This window comes from Lacibacter sp., from assembly GCF_057361365.1.
Genome location: NZ_JBMQSG010000015.1, coordinates 1 through 17,090, shown reverse-complemented (window position 1 = coordinate 17,090; position 17,090 = coordinate 1). Strand labels below are relative to the sequence as shown.

The window sequence follows — 17,090 nt, the reverse complement described above, 5'->3', positions numbered from 1 at the left end:
GTTATTTTTTCTTGCGGGTAAAAGAAAAACAAGTTAGCTGACAAAACGATGACTGTGAGTAATCAATGAATGCAATTATCTGTACACTTATCAGAGCAAACTGCCTGCGCTTAACAGCAGTTGTTTTGTTACAGGCATTACTACTCCAAAATGTTCATGCTCAAATACTAAGCAAAAAAACTGAGTATAAAGTTTCGCAAACATTACGCCTCAAATTAAACAATCGTCAAACTACAAATACCACTGCCACCTTTACTGTAGTATTACGTTCAATTGATTCTGTTGATTGGAAGAAACTTTATAAAAAAGTAAAACTACTTGGTACTTACACTCAATCCAATATTTTAGTAATCACTTGCACGTTGGCGGACCTTACAGAACTTCTCCAGGATGAAAATATTTTATGGGCTGATGAAAAACAGATTGCCAAAGAAGAGTTGCTTTTAGGCTTTGTCGATTACTCGGCAAATAACATCACAACTATACAAAATCGATTTCCTCAGCTAAACGGGGAAAATATTTATGTGTCAATTAAAGAACAGATGTTTGATAGTTCTGATATTGATTTTACAGGGAGAATTTTACCGTCGGCACACAGTGCCTCTTCTGTTAGTGCACACGCATCGTTGATTGCAACAATTGTTTCTGGTGGCGGCAATGCCTGGTATAATACCAAAGGTGCTGGCTGGAAATCAAAGATAAGTTCTGCCAGTTTTTTAAATCTTTTACCCGAACCCAACTCCTATTATCAAACGCCTATACTGGTGCAAAATCATTCCTATGGAACTGTTATTGAAAGCTACTATGGAGCAGAGGCTGCTGCCTATGATGCATCTGTAATAGTAAACCCTTCCGTTGTACATGTTTTCTCTGCAGGCAATTCAGGTAACGCCTTTTCTCCAACGGGAGCTTACTCAAATATGAATGGTTATGCGAACCTCACCGGCAATTTTAAACAAGCAAAAAATATCATTACAGTCGGACATACAGATTCGATTGGTCGTGTGTTATCGCCCAGTTCTAAAGGACCCGCATTTGATGGCCGCATAAAACCAGAACTTGTTGCCTTTGGTGAAGATGGAAGTTCGGGAGCTGCAGCCTTAGTTTCCGGAGTAGCGACAGTTCTTCATAATACCTATCGTACTTTAAATAGTAATAATAACGCTCCCGCTTCAGTTATTAAGGCGGTTCTGCTCAACAGTGCTGATGACATTGATTCAACCGGTATTGATTACAGATCGGGGTTTGGAAAACTAAATGCAGTAAGTGCAATAAACACTCTTTTGCAAAATCATTACTTGACAGAAAACATTAGCGCCAGCGGGCAGCGAACTTTTAACCTGACGGTACCCTCTGGAGTAAAAAAACTCAAAGTAACATTAGCCTGGACTGATCCTGCCGCATCTCCAGGAGTTGCTAAGGCGCTTACAAATGATCTTGATCTGGAATTAAAGCACATTGCTACTGGTACCACTTGGCTGCCATGGGTATTAAATCCGTCTCCTTCGATTTCATCACTGGAAGAACTGCCTGTTCGTAAAAAGGATACACTTAATGTCACCGAACAGATTACTCTCGATGATCCTATTTCGGGCAACTATCAAATAGTTGTTAAGTCTTCATTAGTGCAAAGCGGGCCGCAATCATTTGCGATAGCATATCAATTCGATACAATAAACAGGTTTAACTGGCTCTTTCCAACATCTTCAGACTATCTCTTTCCTTCTAACTCGCATTTTCTACGTTTTCAATCATCTTTTACCAATAGCACCGGTTTACTGGAATATAGCCTCGACAACGGGAACAGTTGGCAAAATATTGACGCATCAGCCGATCTTTCAAAAGGATATTATAAATGGACAGCACCAAATATATTCGGCAAAGCATTAGTAGCAGTAACAACAAATGGAATTCGTTACGTGTCTGATACATTTACAATTGGTAACCGTATAATTCCATCAATAGGTTTTAATTGCAAAGATTCGTTTCTGCTTGTATGGCCAAAAATTTATGAAGCAACTGCATATAAGATTAGCAGGCTTGGACCAAACTACATGGAGCAATTACTAATAACAACCGATACATTCCTTTTACTTGCCAAAAAAAATAATCCTGAAAAATTTTATAACATAACACCGTTACTCAATGGTAAATCGGCCGTTCCTTCTTATACTTTTAATTACGACTTGCAGGGAGTAACATGTTACATTAAAAGCTTTCTTGCAAACATCACCCTCAACAACAGCGTTTTACTTTCTTTAGAATTAGGCACAGGTTACCAGGTAAGTAAAATACGTTTTGAAAAATTAACTACTGCCGGATTTGTTACAATAAATGAACAAACCTTACAAAACGGATTACTGTTTAATTACGAAGACATGTCACTGATAAACGGCAGCAATACATATAGAGTTGCAGTTGTTTTATTGGATGGACGGATCTATTATTCCGCCAAGGCCATAGTCTATTTTGCGGGGTCGAGAGACATTGTTGTTTATCCTAATCCTGCGCATGCGGGAGAACCAGTGCTTGTTTTATCAAACACAAGAGAGGAGTACATCTTTCAGCTTTTCGACATCAGCGGCAGGTTGGTTTTGCAGGAAAAATTACAATCCTTTCCGCAGCGCATTAATGTTTTGAAACTGCAAAAAGGATTGTACATATACAGAGCAACAAATAGCTCTGGGAAAAAAGTAAACGGAAAGTTGATTTTAAATTAACCCCACAACGAAGAAGGATATTCTCCTGCAGCAACAAGATCATCGACACTTTTCTGAACTCCTGGTGCATCTTCTTTATACGTAACACCAAACCATTGTGATAAAGTGGGAATTACTTTTACAACACCGAACCCCTTCTTAATATATTTGTCTGCCACAATAGGAATAAAAAATTCAGATTTTTCTTCCTGGCCATGCTCTTGCAAAAAGTTAGCAAACATATTTTCAGTAATGCCGAAGATGGTAGAATCGAAACACCAGAAGTTCATACTCACGCTTGAATTGTAAGGCACTTCATGCTTACCTGCTGCATCTTCATACACGATCCTATCCCCTTCTGCATAAATCTTGGTACGTTCAGAAATACTTACCAGGTTTTTATTTTCATCAACCTCACATACACCACGACTAACAGTGCCATTTGCGCTCAATGTTCTTGCAAGTTCGTATCCAATGATGGCTTGCTGTTTAGGTGTGCAATCGTTCATTAAAAAATTATAGGCTTTTTCAAATGCATCACGACCATAAAAATCATCGGCATTAATTACAGCAAAAGGTTCGTTGATGGCATCTTTCGCACAAAGCACCGCATGTGCAGTTCCCCATGGTTTTGTGCGACTGGCAGGTGTTGCATAATCGTTCGTTAATGAATCGAGTTGCTGGTATACGTAATCAGTTTCGATCTTACCTTTTAACTTGGGTTCAAAAATAGCTTTGAAGTTGTCTGCAAAATCTTTACGTATAATAAACACCACTTTTCCAAACCCGGCACGAATAGCATCATAAATGGAATAATCCATGATCGTTTCACCTGAAGGACCAAATCCCTCTATCTGTTTCATACTACCGTAACGGCTGGCCATACCCGCAGCCAGGATCAATAATGTAGGTTGCATATATTCTTTTATTTTTGAGCGTTGCGAAGATAGGAAACAAAAGTTGCGCCACATCATGCAAACGATACCACGCATAGTTGTTCAAAATAGGATTGATTGGCCTTTACAAAACGGCAATACTTTTCATTTTACTGTTGCAAGACTCGATCTGCTGCATCCTTTTATCTCAGGCAATAAATATTTTAAGCTGAAGTATAATCTTCAGGAAGTAAAAGAACAACACAAGCAAGGGATTATTACAATGGGTGGTGCTTATTCCAATCACCTTGCTGCCACTGCATTTGCGTGTTTTGAAGAAGGCGTCAGCTCTATTGGTATTGTGCGTGGTGAAATAGTTGAGCCGTTAAATGACACGCTCGCATTTTGTGGGCAACATCAAATGAAATTAATAGCTGTGAAGCGTGAGGATTATTCATCAGCCAGTGAAACTGTTCAAAAATTTACAAGTGAACATCCCGATTTTCTTTTTGTTCCCGAAGGAGGAAATAATGAAATGGCAATGAAAGGTTGCAAAGAAATTCTACAGCATATACAAAGTGCAGATAAATTTACACATATCGTTTGCTCTATGGGAACCGGCACCACATTTAAAGGAATTGCTGCTTCTGCCAATTCAAATCAAAAAGTGATCGGTATTGCTGCTCTGAAAATAAAAGAAGAAGAACAGCATCAGTTCATAGCGCAGCATGCAACAGCTACATCAGCAGCAAAACAAATTGTATTGTTTCAGTTTGCAGGTAAAGGTTACGCCAGGTATGATGAGCATTTACTCAACTTTATGAATTCATTTTATACTGAAACATTTATTCCTACCGATATTGTGTACACAGGCAAACTGATGCAGGCCATTATTTCATTAGCGGAAGAAAACTATTTTCCCGAAACAAGCAACGTATTGGTCATTCACTCGGGTGGTTTACAGGGAAACAACAGTTTGCCAAAGGGAACGTTATTATTCTGAACGGCATTATATTTGTGCACCAGAGAACAACTAACAGAACTCATCAATTCCATGAATAAACTGATCTTACCCATTCTTCTTTTTATTGGTTTAACTGCTACGGCGCAGCAAGACACACTTCCAAAATTTAATGCAGTAAAAAAACTGAATGGTGAAATTATCCTTGGCTGGATCAGTACATTCAAAAACGTTTCGCAGATCAATATTCAACGTTCAAAAGACAGTTTACGCAACTTCAGCACTATTCATACTTTACCAAACCCCAATGTTCGTTCTTACAGCTATATTGATAAAACAGCAAAGAACGATAGCGGTTATTATCGTGTGTTCATTTTATTTGAAGGTTCAAACTATGTGTTTACTCCTTCAAGAAAATTAGTGCTCGATACAAATTCGGCAACAGCTGTATTTAAAGAACCGGTGAATAAACCCATTCAACAACAAAAGGAAACCGAAAAGGAAGACAGACCATATGTTGCTCCTAAGCCGGTATGGGTACCCTCCTTGTATATTTTTACAGGTGATGATGGCAATCCGGTTATTCGCATTCCTGATGCCCTATCAAAAAAATACAGTGTACGCTTCCTGAAAGAAAACGGCGCCCAATTATTTATTATTCCAAAAATAACAGACACATACCTCACGCTGGATAAAGTAAACTTTATGAAATCAGGCTGGTACTATTTTGAATTATTTGAAGATGGTAAGCTGAAAGAGAAAAACAAGTTCTTGATTACAAGGGATTACTAATTATTTTTTTTACTTATTTGAAGAATGGCCTTGTTTTTGTATTTTGCTCTGCCGTACAGATAGCCCCTGTATACCCACTTATGAAACAGATGTACTTACCCTTACTACTTGCCGCATTAATTTTAACTCCCGAATTTTTATTGGCTCAACGTGTAGGAAGAAGAGGCGTTACGCCTGTTAACACAACTGCCGGAAAAAAAGGTGCTGTTTACAATTTTACATTAGCACAATTGCAAGGCAGATGGCAGGAAATAAAACGCACCGATGCTGATAAGGCAGCAATGCCAATTAATGATACAATTTATTTACATTTTACTGAAGCGGATAAAGTAGAAACAAGAGACGGCACAAAAACAATCATGCGTGGTGTGGCTTTTATAGATGAGCCCGGAAACATATTGGTGGCTGCGGCAGATGTGTATACCATTGGCTCTGTATCAGCAAATGAATTGTGGTTGCTCGATGATGATGGCACCGTTCACACACTAATTAAAAAAGAAATTTTCTGGCGAGAAACGTTGGGCAAAAATGCAGTGACTGATCCTATTCTTGATACTCCGTTAGATCCCAATCTTGCAGATCTTTCAAACGTTGACTGGACCATTTACCGTCGGCGCTCGAAACCGGGAGCTGTAGCAAACGATGCTGTTCTGATTCGCTATATTAAATCAATAAAAACTAACGGTACAAAAAACGCAACTGCAGAACTTACTTTTTATACAAAGGATAAAACTGAAGTATTGCCGTGCACTATCACCGTTGTCAATAACCAGATCGAGATAAAATCAGGTGATCATTCATGGCTCATGTATGTTTACAAAGTAGAGAAAGATGAATTGATTTTCGGGGATCACAAAACCCTGCTTTACTTTGCAAAGCCGCTATAATTTTACATCAAATACTTTTTCGAAATTTCGCTTCACTTTTTCTTTTGCTTCTTCAAAATCTACAGCGTGACCAAGTTCTTTTTCTAAAGAAGTCACTTGTTTGTTTTCAATTCCACAGGGTATGATGTAGTTGAAATAATTCAGATCTGTATTAACATTGAATGCAAATCCATGCATGGTAACCCAACGACTGCAACGCACACCCATTGCACATATTTTACGCTCCTTACCTTTTATATCAGGATCAAGCCACACTCCTGTTTCACCTTTGCTGCGTTCACCTTTCAAACCATACCCGGCCATCGTTAATATAATAACCTCTTCGAGTTTTCGTAGGTATTTACCAATGTCGGTTTCAAATTTTTCTAAATCAAGAATAGGATAACCAACAATTTGTTGCGGTCCGTGAAAAGTAATATCACCTCCCCGATTGGTTGGATAATACTCGATCCCTTTTTCAGCACGCTCCTCTTCACTGATCAGGATGTTTTTCACATCACCGCTTTTACCTAAAGTGTACACAGGTGGATGTTCAACGAAAAGAAGTGAATGGTGAGTGGTGAGTGGTGAGTGGCTTTCATTATCAACTGCCGGCTCAGGACTACCGGCTCTGTTACGTAATTCCGCCTTCAAATCAATATTCTTCTTCAACAAAGTTTCCTGGTAATCCCAGGCTTCCTTGTAGGGCATATTTCCTAAATCTTCAAACTGCACCAATTGTGTCATAGCCTGCAAATTTACAATCATTTGAACGGATGAAACACAGGGCTTACTTTTGCAGATTATGATCGACGAAGAATTATTAGACGAAGACAGTGAACTGGAGAATGGTGATGGCTCGGAAGAACTGTTCGAGAAGAAACGTTTTGTGGTAACAAAGGGCCAGGAACCCTTGCGTATAGACAAATACCTGATGACAAAAATTGAAGGTGCCACACGTAATAAAGTGCAGCGTGGTATTGAAACAGGTATGGTGCTGGTTAACAATACTCTTGTCAAGGCCAACTATAAAGTAAAACCGGGTGATGATATTATTACGTTTACAGATACGGCTCCTGAGGATACGAATTTAAAAGCGGAAGAACTTCCGCTTAATATCGTTTATGAAGATGATCATGTAATGCTGGTGAATAAAGAACCCGGCATGGTGATGCATCCCGGTTGTGGTAATTATTCAGGCACGTTGGTGAATGGTGCCTTGTGGCATTTTCAACAGCAACAACCAAACATTACTGAAGATGAACTTCCCCGTTTTGGCATGGTGCATCGCATTGATAAAAACACCAGCGGTTTAGTGATTATGGCGAAAACAGAACAAGCCAGTGTGCATTTAGCCAAACAGTTTTTCAATCATACAGTAGAACGTAAATATGTTGCATTGGTTTGGGGCGATATTAAAGAAGATAGTGGAACAATCACTGGTCATGTGGGCAGGCATCAACGTTTTCGCAAGATCATGGATGTATATCCGGATGGCGAATACGGAAAAGAAGCCATTACACATTACACGGTGTTAGAACGTTTCGGCTACACTACACTGGTAGAATGCCGTTTGGAAACCGGACGTACACACCAGATACGGGTACACATGCAGCATGTCGGCCATCCTTTATTTAATGATGACACTTATGGTGGCGATCGTATTGTGAAAGGGACAGTTTATACCAAGTATAAACAGTTTGTAGATAATTGTTTTGCTATTTGTCCACGCCATACCTTGCATGCGCAAACATTGGGATTTACACATCCAAAAACTCAAGAGCGAATGCTGTTTGAAAGCGAACTGGCGAAAGACATTCAACAGGTAATTGAAAAATGGAGAGTGTATACGAAAGCAAAGAATCTCACTGGAGATGATGAATAAAAAGAAGCCCCGATACAATTGATATCGGGGCTTTGTACTTAAAATCAGCTGATCATTTATCCCGCAGTTTATTTAGGAAACATCATCTTATAATCCACACTCACTTTTCCTCTTGAAATATCATCCAGTTTTCCCTTAAGCATTTTACGCTTCAACGGTTTGAGGTAATCGATGAACAGTTTTCCTTCAATATGATCGTATTCATGTAAAATAACTCGGGCGGTAATGCCATCAAATGTTTTTACATGCTCTTTGAAATTTTCATCCATGTAACGGATCGTTACTTCTTCGGCACGGTATACATCTTCACGGATCTTAGGAATGCTTAAACAACCTTCGTTGTATAACCAATCATCGCCCAACAACTCTTCCACCTGTGCATTGATGAACACTTGCTTCACACCTGGTCTGTCCGGATAAAGCAATGTTTCTTCTTCATCCATATTTGCAAACATCTGTGCGCTATCAACAACAAACAAACGGATATCCTTGTTGATCTGCGGAGCCGCTAGACCAACACCATTTGATGAATACATGGTTTCCCACATATCAGCGATCAGTTTTTCCAACCGCGGGTAATCCGGCGTAATATCTTTTGCTGTTTTACGAAGTACATCAAAGCCGTAGGCGACAATGGGAAGAATCATGGAATTTCTGATTTAGGATGGCTGATTTAGGATTTATAAATCAGTCAGATTAAGTAAAAACAGCTGCAAATATAAGCACTCAGGCCGAAGCGCTGATAACATCGGAGATCATAAATCCGCCATCCTACGTCCTGGCCAGGTATTCCTGCAGCATAATGGTAGCTGCAATTTCATCAACCAGTTTTTTATCCCGGCGCTGACTCTTCTTGAGACCCATTTCGAGCATGGCATCTTTGGCCATTTTGGAAGTATAACGTTCGTCAACTGTTTCAATGGGAATATTTGGAAAGTTTTTCTTCAATTGTTCAATTGCACGTTTCACTAACGGTGTGGCGTGCGTGTCAGAATCATCCCAATTGGTGGGCATACCAATAAGGATCAGTTCTACTTGTTCTTTGCTGAAGTAATCTTTCAGAAAAGGAATAAAGTTTTTTGTTTCGATGGTGGTTAAACCCGTGGCAATGATCTGGAAAGGATCAGTTATCGCAATGCCGGTTCGTTTGCCGCCGTAGTCGATGCAGATGATTCTAGCCATTTAAATTCCATGAACCTTTGATGAGCAATATATCTGTAATCACAAACACCGCAAACACCACGCTTGCAATGCCATTCGCAGTCATAAATGCAATGTTCACTTTACTGAGGTCGTTGGGCTTTACAATGGAATGCTGATAGATAAGCATTCCGATAAATACAGCTACACCGATCCAATACAACACACCAAAACCTCCATAGTAACCTGCTGCCGTAACACAAAAAGCAGAAAGCACATGTAATAATTCAGATACACGTAATGCTTTTGTTTTACCAAGCCACGCAGGGATCGATTTTAATTCATACTTTTTATCAAACTCTTCATCCTGCAAGGCATAAATAATATCGAAACCACTCACCCAAAATAAAACGGTGAATGAAAAAAGAATCGGTAATACAGCAAACGCCCCTGTTATAGCAAGGTATGCACCAATGGGAGCAAGTGATAACCCAAGTCCTAATACCAAATGACAAAGCGGAGTAAAACGTTTGGTATAGCTATAACCAAGCACCACAAATAATGCTACCGGCGACAATGCAAAACAAAGTGTATTGATGAAAAAAGTGGCAACAACAAACAACACGCTGTTGATGATCGTAAACAGCAAAGCACTATTAGCCGAAATAATTCCCGCAGGTATTTCACGGATGGCTGTACGTGGGTTTTTTGCATCAAAACTTCTATCGAGATAACGATTGAAGGCCATGGCTGCACTGCGGGCGAAGATCATGCAGAGGAGGACAAGAATGAATTTTGTAATTATGGCCCTTCCATAATGTTCAAGAAAACCTGGATCAAAAGGTCTCGCTCCCCATCCGATGGTTTCGTTTAGATTCCAATGTCCATGCTCAATATCTCCACTTAACAAAGCCAAACAAAATCCAATCAACGCAAATGGCAATGCAAAAATGGTATGCGAAAACTTTATCAGCGATAAATAGCTCTTAACTGTACTCATGTTGTTCAATCCAGATTATTGGTTCAATATACCTTTTCTTGCCATTTCCCAAAGCACCACCCCTGCTGCTACACTAATATTCAGCGAATGCTTCATCCCAAACTGTGGTATTTCAATACAGCCTTCGCAGGCATGCAATGTTTCCTGCTCTACTCCTTCGGCTTCGTTGCCAAAAATGAGCGCAATTTTTTCTTCCTGTTCTTTTTCAAAATCCTGGAGTAAAATGCTTCCCTCTGTTTGCTCGATGCCAAACAACTTGTAACCGTTTGCTTTTAATTCAACAATGGCATCGCTGGTCTTGGCGAAATATTTCCAGGTCACGGTTTCTGTTGCACCAAGTGCTGTTTTGTGAATATCACGGTGAGGAGGCTGAGGCGTGTAACCAATCAGGTAAATGGCTTCCACCAAAAAAGCATCGGCGGTACGGAACACACTGCCTACATTCTGCATACTACGGATGTTTTCGAGCACAACGATCACTTTGTTCTTCTCCGCTTCCTTAAATTCATCAACCGATTTCCGGTTTAGCTCATCCATGCCCAGTTTTCGCATGGCGCAAAGTTAGGATGTTAAGAGTTATGGGTTATGGGTTGCAAGTGCCTCTTAAATACTACATCAGAAATCATGCATTGGGGCTTTAAGTTGCCATCAGCCATCCTCAACCCGCTTACATACTCCCTGCTTCCAGCCTCATTCTCCCCTCAAAACCTTACCTTTGCCGCTTATTATAACAAGAAAATAAGAATGAACACATTTGAAGCGCTTGGACTGGATGAAAGATTGATGAAAGCGATTAGTGAACTCGGTTTTACAACTCCCACTCCTATACAGGAAAAAGCAATCCCCGTTCTTTTGAGCGGAACAACGGATTTAATCGGCCTTGCCCAAACGGGTACAGGCAAAACAGCAGCATTTGGCTTGCCCATGCTGCAATTATTAGATGAAAGCAAAAAGTATCCCCAGGCATTGGTGGTTTGTCCCACCCGTGAACTTTGCTTGCAGATCGTAAAAGAGATCGAACTGTTTAAGAAACACATGAAGGGCATGAACGTGGTGGCTGTTTACGGCGGCACATCTATTGGCATGCAGATCCGTGATATTAAGCGTGGCGTACAGATCGTAGTGGCAACACCCGGACGTTTGATTGATTTGATTGAACGTAAAGCCATTAACCTGGCCGAAATTCAATACGTGGTACTCGATGAAGCAGATGAAATGCTGAACATGGGTTTCCAGGATGATATTGAATTTATCTTACAGAACACGCCTAAGAAAGAAAGTACCTGGTTGTTTAGTGCTACTATGCCACCTGAAATTCGCAAGGTGAGCCGCAAGTACATGAAAGAGCCGGTTGAAGTAACGGTTGGTAAAATGAATACGGCGAACGTTAATATCGATCACCAGTATTTCGTGGTGTCATCACAACACCGTTACGAGGCTTTGAAGCGTTTGATCGACTTCAACCCAGGCATTTATGGGATCATTTTCACCCGCACAAAAATTGATGCGCAGCAGATCTCTGAAAAATTAACTCGTGAAGGTTACGATATTGATGCATTGCACGGTGATCTTACGCAACAACAACGTGACACTGTAATGGGCCAGTTTCGTGACAGAACATTGCAGTTGCTTATTGCAACGGATGTAGCTGCACGTGGTATTGATGTAAAAGATATTACGCATGTGATCAATTTTGAATTACCTGATGATATTGAAGTTTACACGCATCGTAGTGGTCGTACCGGTCGTGCCGGTAAAACAGGAATTTGTATGAGCATTGTTCATAGTCGTGAAATCGGCAAGATTCGCCAGATTGAACGCATTGTACAATCCCGTTTTAATAAACTGGAAATACCAAGCGGTAAAGATGTTTGCCGCAAACAGTTTTTCTCATTTATGGATAAGCTCATTAACATGGATGTGAGCAATGAAGAATATGAAACTTATGTGCCGATGCTGCAGGAAAAATTTGCAGACATCAGCAAAGAAGATATTCTGAAACGTGTTGCTTCAATGGAGTTCGATCGCTTCCTGAAGTATTACGAAAATGCGGAAGACCTCAACATTCGTGAACGTGGTCGTGAGTTTGATAAATTCAAACGTGATGGGGGTCGTGGTGCAGAAAGAGAAAGACCAGGTGCCGGCCGCACTCGTGAACGCCAGCCTTACCGTGATACACAGGGCCGTGATTTTAATGGTGCCGGATCGGGCAGCTATGCAAGACTGTTTGTAAACCTTGGTACTAAAGATGGTTTTTACAAAGCCAGTTTCCTGCAATTCATTTTAGATATGAGTGATTTGAAAAAAGAAGTACTCGGCAAAATTGATATGCGTGAAATGAACAGCTGGGTTGAAGTGGACAGCAAAGCAGCCAAGCAAATGATGAAGGCAATTGATGGCAAAAAATTCAAAGGAAGAAACATTCGCATGAATGATGCGAACAGCAGGTAAAAACTTCATCTAATATTATAAAAGAGAGCTACTCATAATAGTTCTCTTTTTTTATGCAATAAGTCCAACGGGTGCTTGCAAAAAACAAATCACTGATTCCATTAGTTCATTAATTTCTATTGTGGAGAATGTGGGAATAAATTAACAAAATCAATTGGGCGTTTGAGTTTGATCAAGTACGAACAAAGTTTATTTTAATTACATGCATTTATATTAACTAATCAACGCTTTAATTGTGGGATAAATTAGATCAACTCAAATAGAGTTTAATCGTGCCTTCAAAAGTTGTGTTTAGCATGTAGTACAAAAGATGATTTTGCTATCCTCAAAAGTCAGTTAGTGATTTGCGTATACAAAACAAAATATCTTTGCAATCGAAAGGCACAAAGAACGATTGTTAGACATAGATGGCATAATTCTTGAAGAATAAGCGAACAATAACGGAGAAGAACAACAGCATTGAAACTTTGAAGTAAAACGGGATTGAAACGTTTAAAGAAAGAACCAGCGAACAATATCCAGATCAGCGAAGAACCATTTTCCTACAGACAGTACCAGTAATTCCAACAAACTTATCAAAGAGCACTTTACTGCAAGTACAGCGTATTTGCAGATGAGATAAGTGCGTGCTTGCCAACTACAGAAAACATCTACCACGGTTGCACACCTATGCCTTTCACCAGGCAACAATTTTATTTACTTCGAAAACCAACAGAGATTAATGAAAAAAGTCACAAGGCCGCAGGGCTTGTTATGGTTATTAGTGGTATCAGTTTTATGGATATCCTGTTCCAAAGAAAAATCAACACAAGTACCAGAAAACGAAACAGAGGTAACTTCATTAACCGTACCCGGCGTAGTAGATGACAACGCCGCATTACAGGCAAAAGTTCCATTAATTGTTTCATCAGCTTTTATTAAAGACGCACCCGATGCTTCTTTAAAAGCGGTTACATTATCAAACGTAGCAGCAAGAGGAAAGCGTGATGCAATTGCACCCACCATCAGCATTTCGTCTCCTGCCTATGGAGCAGCTGTAACAGGGGTTGTAAATGTATCAGTAAATGCAAGTGATAATGTAGCTGTATCAAGTGTATCGCTTGATGTTGATGGCGTAGCGGTTACAAGCAGCAGCGTTGCACCTTTTACTACTACATGGAATTCTGCTACCGTTGCAAACGGCACACACACGCTCACGTTAACAGCAAGAGATGCTTCCAATAACAGAACCAGCGCATCTATCATTGTTTCAGTAAGCAACACAGTTGTAATTCCAGGCGATCTCACAGCTCCAACTGTCAACTTACTTTCACCAGCTAATGGTGCATCGTATAACACAGGCGATATTATCAGCATCAGTTCTTCTGCTTCTGATAATGTTGGTATCAGCAACTTAAGCATCAGCATTAATGGCAACGTAGTTAGCAGCAGTGCTTCTTCATCTAACTCTTATTCATGGAATACATCTTCTGCTGCCAGTGGAATTCACACAATTACAGCAACAGCAAGAGATGCAGCCGGTAATCAATCGGTACGTTCTATCAGTGTAACACTTAACACAACTGTTATTCTTCCTCCGCCTCCTACTGGTTCAGAAGTAAGATTAATGATGCCTCCTGTTATCAGCCAGGGCAGTGAAGGTTCATGCGTGGCATTTGCAGTTGGTTATGCTGCACGTTCTGCTGAGCAGTATTACAGATCAGGTGCATCATCGTACAGTAACAGTACAAATATTTTCAGTCCTGAATTCTTATACAACCAGATCAAATTCAGCACCGATTGTAGTTCAGGTTCAGCAATGCAAACAGCACTTGATTTTATTAAGCTGAATGGCATCTGCACATTCCAGTCAATGCCTTACAGCAGCAGTAACGGCTGTTCATTGTTACCAACGTCTTCACAGTCATCAGAAGCGCAGAACTACAAGATCAGTTCTTATGCGAAGATGTATACTACCGACAGAGCTGCTATTAAAGCAATGGTGTCGCAAAATCATCCGGTGATCATCAACATACTTGCTGACAATTCATTCATCAGTGCAAAAACCGGCTTCATCTGGAAAACCTATTCCGGTTCAGGTTCACTTGCACATGCACTTGTTATTTGCGGATATGATGATGCAAAAAATGCTTACCTCGTGTTTAACTCATGGGGCACAGCCTGGGGCGATGCAGGTTATAGCTGGATAGATTATGATTTCTTCCTAACAAAAACAGGAACTTATTGTTACGCTATTAACTAAACAATTTTCGATAGGAAAAAGGCTGCCTTGTAAGGCAGCCTTTTTTTATTGTCCGTTGCTATCCTATTACTCCTTGTTGTTGATGATCCTTCCTGTAACCTGATTATCGTTTATTCTTAGCTTATAAATTAATACACCGCTTGCTGTTGTTGGCGCATTAAATTGAACAACCTGGCTTCTTCCTGCATAAATAAACCCTTCATAAACTGTTTGCAGTTTTTGTCCAAAGAGATTATAAACTTCAAGCACTGCTTTTCCTGATTCAGGTGAAGCAATAACAAAGTTCACGTTATCTCTGAACGGATTTGGATACGCTGATACACTAAGCTTCGAAATTGTGCCGATACTATTGTTGATAACACCAGATCCGGTAATATCAATTCTGCCTGATGTTGCACCACATGGTGTTTCACTCCAGCCAATGAATATTCTGCAATTATCAAAACCTTCGTTAATAGCAGATACCGCATCGTTGATATCGCTGAGTGATGCTCCACATTCTTTACCAATTTCCGCACTTACTTCAGCATTACCCAAAGCATCATTTGCCAATTTATACAAACCGTCAACATTCAATGAATATTGTTTGCAGTTGAGTGCATCAATTACACTTTGTTTAATTGTTTTGAAAGTGTATTCATTTGTTACTACCCATTGCAACAATATTGGATCGTAAACACAACTGCGAACTTTTGCAACATTTGAACTACAATCACCATCACGTGTTGCAGTTGCAAATGTACCGGCCTGCAAAACAAATCCTGCCAATCCGCCACTCAACCGCATATTCAATCCCAATGCTATTGTTTGTGACAACAGCACATTATTGATCTTTCCTTGTTTAGTGATATAAGTTGCAAGAGGGTTTGTTCCCGGTGTCCAGCATGCTGGTAAACCTCCGGCATTATCTACTGTACAATTACTAATCAATTCTCTTGCAGTACTTCCGCCTGGCATTGATGCGTTCAACAATGTTGCGGCACTAGCTGTTGAAGGAATAGTGACGAACTTACCATTGCTACCTATCACTAATGGATTTGCAGTGCCACCTACTCCTAACATTGCTTTGATCATATCAACCACTGTTGGGTAAACATATGCTGTGCCATTTGATCCATCTGCATCGCAAGCAGGACTTGTATTACCATACTTACCTTGCGTATATGTACAATTGACAGCGCATGATGTTACTGTTACCTCGTATGGACATTCTATAGGCGATAATTCTGTATTGGCATAAGCAATTCGAAGCGTTAATGTAAAGCTTTGATTACCTGCAGTAACAGAAACTGTTTGTTGTCCGTTTGGCGCATTGATGGTCGCTCCGACAGCGCTCCATGTCCATGTTTCATTTGCAGCAGGCGCTCTGTTTGCGCTATAACTTGTAGTTGTGCCAGCACAAATGGATGAGGTTTCAACTATTGGACATATACCTGCTGTATTTACTGTCAATGAACATTCCGATACTGTTGAGCAACCTGTTTCAGTATGTGTAACAGTTACAGTAAATGAAACTGTTTGACCTGCATCTAATACTGCTGCGATGTAAACAGGATTCTTGATATCATTGAAGTTAAAATAACCAGCACCATCTTCTGTCCATGCATATGTATAGTGTGTAGGATCAGTATCAGCATTTGCACTAAGGTCAACATTAAGTTGAGAGTTATGTGCGGCTGATGTAATATCAATCAGCGAAGGAGTTGCACTGCATGAAATTACAGGATTAGGGTTAACAGTCAGTACAGCATCATTAAAAGCTGTACCACAATTTGTATTTGTTATTGTATAACGAACTGTTACAGTACCCACGCCTGTCACACTTGCTGTTGTTGCTGCATCGTTCACATTACCAAAGGTCACGTCGGCAGTTCCTGTAGAAGCGAACTTACTCCATACACCTGTGCCGTTTGTTCCGCTACCGCTTATGTTGAATACTGTGGGACCACTTGGTTTTGTTTGACAAAGAGCCTGATCGATACCAGCATCTGCTGTTGGATTTGGATTCACTGTCAACACCACGTCATTCTCTGCTGTGCCGCAACTTGGTGTTGCGTTGCTTGTTGATGTTAAGCGTAATGTAACTGTTCCAATTCCGGTAACAGTTATGCTTCCATTCAATGCAGTGTTAGCTGCAATATTTGAATTTGCTGTTCCGGTTGATCCAACCTGTGCCCAT

The 17,090-nt window shown here is 40.2% G+C and carries 14 protein-coding genes; 7 read left to right on the top strand and 7 right to left on the bottom strand.

Annotation, left to right across the window (positions count from 1 at the left end; genetic code table 11):
* Positions 1–65 precede the first annotated feature (65 nt).
* Positions 66–2,720 carry a S8 family peptidase gene (locus ACO1QW_RS13830; RefSeq protein WP_486259457.1) on the top strand — a complete coding sequence of 885 codons (2,655 nt, stop codon included), beginning with the start codon at positions 66–68 and terminating at the stop codon, positions 2,718–2,720.
* On the opposite strand, the gene ACO1QW_RS13825 is transcribed toward ACO1QW_RS13830, so the two are convergent.
* A complete protein-coding gene (locus tag ACO1QW_RS13825) occupies positions 2,717–3,616 on the bottom strand; it encodes a sugar phosphate nucleotidyltransferase (protein ID WP_486259455.1) in 900 nt (299 codons plus the stop codon). The genes ACO1QW_RS13830 and ACO1QW_RS13825 overlap by 4 nt on opposite strands.
* A gap of 55 nt (positions 3,617–3,671) precedes the next feature.
* Between ACO1QW_RS13825 and ACO1QW_RS13820 the strand changes: the two genes are divergently transcribed.
* The 3 genes from ACO1QW_RS13820 (at position 3,672) to ACO1QW_RS13810 (ending at position 6,214) form a co-directional block, all read left to right on the top strand.
* Complete coding sequence (locus ACO1QW_RS13820; protein ID WP_486259454.1) at positions 3,672–4,577, top strand: 1-aminocyclopropane-1-carboxylate deaminase/D-cysteine desulfhydrase; 906 nt, start codon at positions 3,672–3,674, stop codon at positions 4,575–4,577.
* A 51-nt stretch (positions 4,578–4,628) separates the two neighbouring features.
* On the top strand, positions 4,629–5,327 hold the full coding sequence (locus tag ACO1QW_RS13815; protein ID WP_486259453.1) for a hypothetical protein: 699 nt from the start codon (positions 4,629–4,631) through the stop codon (positions 5,325–5,327).
* A gap of 80 nt (positions 5,328–5,407) precedes the next feature.
* Complete coding sequence (locus ACO1QW_RS13810) at positions 5,408–6,214, top strand: hypothetical protein (RefSeq protein ID WP_486259451.1); 807 nt, start codon at positions 5,408–5,410, stop codon at positions 6,212–6,214.
* On the opposite strand, the gene lipB is transcribed toward ACO1QW_RS13810, so the two are convergent.
* The gene (gene lipB, locus ACO1QW_RS13805) at positions 6,209–6,940 is read right to left on the bottom strand and encodes a lipoyl(octanoyl) transferase LipB (RefSeq protein ID WP_486259449.1); all 732 of its coding nucleotides are present in this window, start codon (positions 6,938–6,940) and stop codon (positions 6,209–6,211) included. The genes ACO1QW_RS13810 and lipB overlap by 6 nt on opposite strands.
* 58 nt (positions 6,941–6,998) lie before the next feature.
* On the opposite strand from lipB, the gene ACO1QW_RS13800 reads away from it, so the two are divergent.
* On the top strand, positions 6,999–8,078 hold the full coding sequence (locus ACO1QW_RS13800) for an RluA family pseudouridine synthase (RefSeq protein WP_486259448.1): 1,080 nt from the start codon (positions 6,999–7,001) through the stop codon (positions 8,076–8,078).
* A gap of 68 nt (positions 8,079–8,146) precedes the next feature.
* Here ACO1QW_RS13800 and def read toward each other — a convergent pair whose 3' ends face one another.
* The 4 genes from def to ACO1QW_RS13780 all read right to left on the bottom strand — a co-directional run bounded on the left by def (position 8,147) and on the right by ACO1QW_RS13780 (position 10,770).
* Positions 8,147–8,725: a peptide deformylase gene (gene def / locus ACO1QW_RS13795; protein ID WP_486259446.1), complete on the bottom strand. Its 579-nt coding sequence runs from the start codon at positions 8,723–8,725 to the stop codon at positions 8,147–8,149.
* Positions 8,726–8,849: 124 nt separating this feature from the next.
* Positions 8,850–9,260 carry a Holliday junction resolvase RuvX gene (ruvX, locus tag ACO1QW_RS13790; RefSeq protein ID WP_486259444.1) on the bottom strand — a complete coding sequence of 137 codons (411 nt, stop codon included), beginning with the start codon at positions 9,258–9,260 and terminating at the stop codon, positions 8,850–8,852.
* Complete coding sequence (locus ACO1QW_RS13785; RefSeq protein WP_486259442.1) at positions 9,253–10,218, bottom strand: UbiA-like polyprenyltransferase; 966 nt, start codon at positions 10,216–10,218, stop codon at positions 9,253–9,255. The genes ruvX and ACO1QW_RS13785 overlap by 8 nt, the downstream gene beginning before the upstream one ends.
* Before the next feature lie 15 nt (positions 10,219–10,233).
* Complete coding sequence (locus ACO1QW_RS13780) at positions 10,234–10,770, bottom strand: RNA methyltransferase (RefSeq protein WP_486259440.1); 537 nt, start codon at positions 10,768–10,770, stop codon at positions 10,234–10,236.
* A 192-nt stretch (positions 10,771–10,962) separates the two neighbouring features.
* On the opposite strand from ACO1QW_RS13780, the gene ACO1QW_RS13775 reads away from it, so the two are divergent.
* Together ACO1QW_RS13775 and ACO1QW_RS13770 are read left to right on the top strand one after the other, a co-directional pair.
* A complete protein-coding gene (locus ACO1QW_RS13775; protein ID WP_486259438.1) occupies positions 10,963–12,669 on the top strand; it encodes a DEAD/DEAH box helicase in 1,707 nt (568 codons plus the stop codon).
* 721 nt (positions 12,670–13,390) lie between these two features.
* Positions 13,391–14,911 carry an Ig-like domain-containing protein gene (locus ACO1QW_RS13770; RefSeq protein WP_486259436.1) on the top strand — a complete coding sequence of 507 codons (1,521 nt, stop codon included), beginning with the start codon at positions 13,391–13,393 and terminating at the stop codon, positions 14,909–14,911.
* Positions 14,912–14,977: 66 nt separating this feature from the next.
* Here ACO1QW_RS13770 and ACO1QW_RS13765 read toward each other — a convergent pair.
* Positions 14,978–17,090, bottom strand: a 2,113-nt coding sequence (locus ACO1QW_RS13765) for a T9SS type A sorting domain-containing protein (RefSeq protein WP_486259434.1), incomplete at its 5' end; no start/stop codon positions are given.

Excerpts from the sequence above, each read along its gene's own strand:
- def (WP_486259446.1), bottom strand. The coding sequence starts at position 8,725 with ATGATTCTTCCCATTGTCGCCTACGGCTTTGATGTACTTCGTAAAACA.
- ACO1QW_RS13820 (WP_486259454.1), top strand. The coding sequence starts at position 3,672 with ATGCAAACGATACCACGCATAGTTGTTCAAAATAGGATTGATTGGCCT.
- ACO1QW_RS13780 (WP_486259440.1), bottom strand. The coding sequence starts at position 10,770 with ATGCGAAAACTGGGCATGGATGAGCTAAACCGGAAATCGGTTGATGAA.
- ACO1QW_RS13800 (WP_486259448.1), top strand. The coding sequence starts at position 6,999 with ATGATCGACGAAGAATTATTAGACGAAGACAGTGAACTGGAGAATGGT.
- ACO1QW_RS13810 (WP_486259451.1), top strand. The coding sequence starts at position 5,408 with ATGAAACAGATGTACTTACCCTTACTACTTGCCGCATTAATTTTAACT.
- ruvX (WP_486259444.1), bottom strand. The coding sequence starts at position 9,260 with ATGGCTAGAATCATCTGCATCGACTACGGCGGCAAACGAACCGGCATT.
- ACO1QW_RS13770 (WP_486259436.1), top strand. The coding sequence starts at position 13,391 with ATGAAAAAAGTCACAAGGCCGCAGGGCTTGTTATGGTTATTAGTGGTA.
- ACO1QW_RS13815 (WP_486259453.1), top strand. The coding sequence starts at position 4,629 with ATGAATAAACTGATCTTACCCATTCTTCTTTTTATTGGTTTAACTGCT.
- ACO1QW_RS13775 (WP_486259438.1), top strand. The coding sequence starts at position 10,963 with ATGAACACATTTGAAGCGCTTGGACTGGATGAAAGATTGATGAAAGCG.
- ACO1QW_RS13825 (WP_486259455.1), bottom strand. The coding sequence starts at position 3,616 with ATGCAACCTACATTATTGATCCTGGCTGCGGGTATGGCCAGCCGTTAC.
- lipB (WP_486259449.1), bottom strand. The coding sequence starts at position 6,940 with ATGACACAATTGGTGCAGTTTGAAGATTTAGGAAATATGCCCTACAAG.
- ACO1QW_RS13785 (WP_486259442.1), bottom strand. The coding sequence starts at position 10,218 with ATGAGTACAGTTAAGAGCTATTTATCGCTGATAAAGTTTTCGCATACC.
- ACO1QW_RS13830 (WP_486259457.1), top strand. The coding sequence starts at position 66 with ATGAATGCAATTATCTGTACACTTATCAGAGCAAACTGCCTGCGCTTA.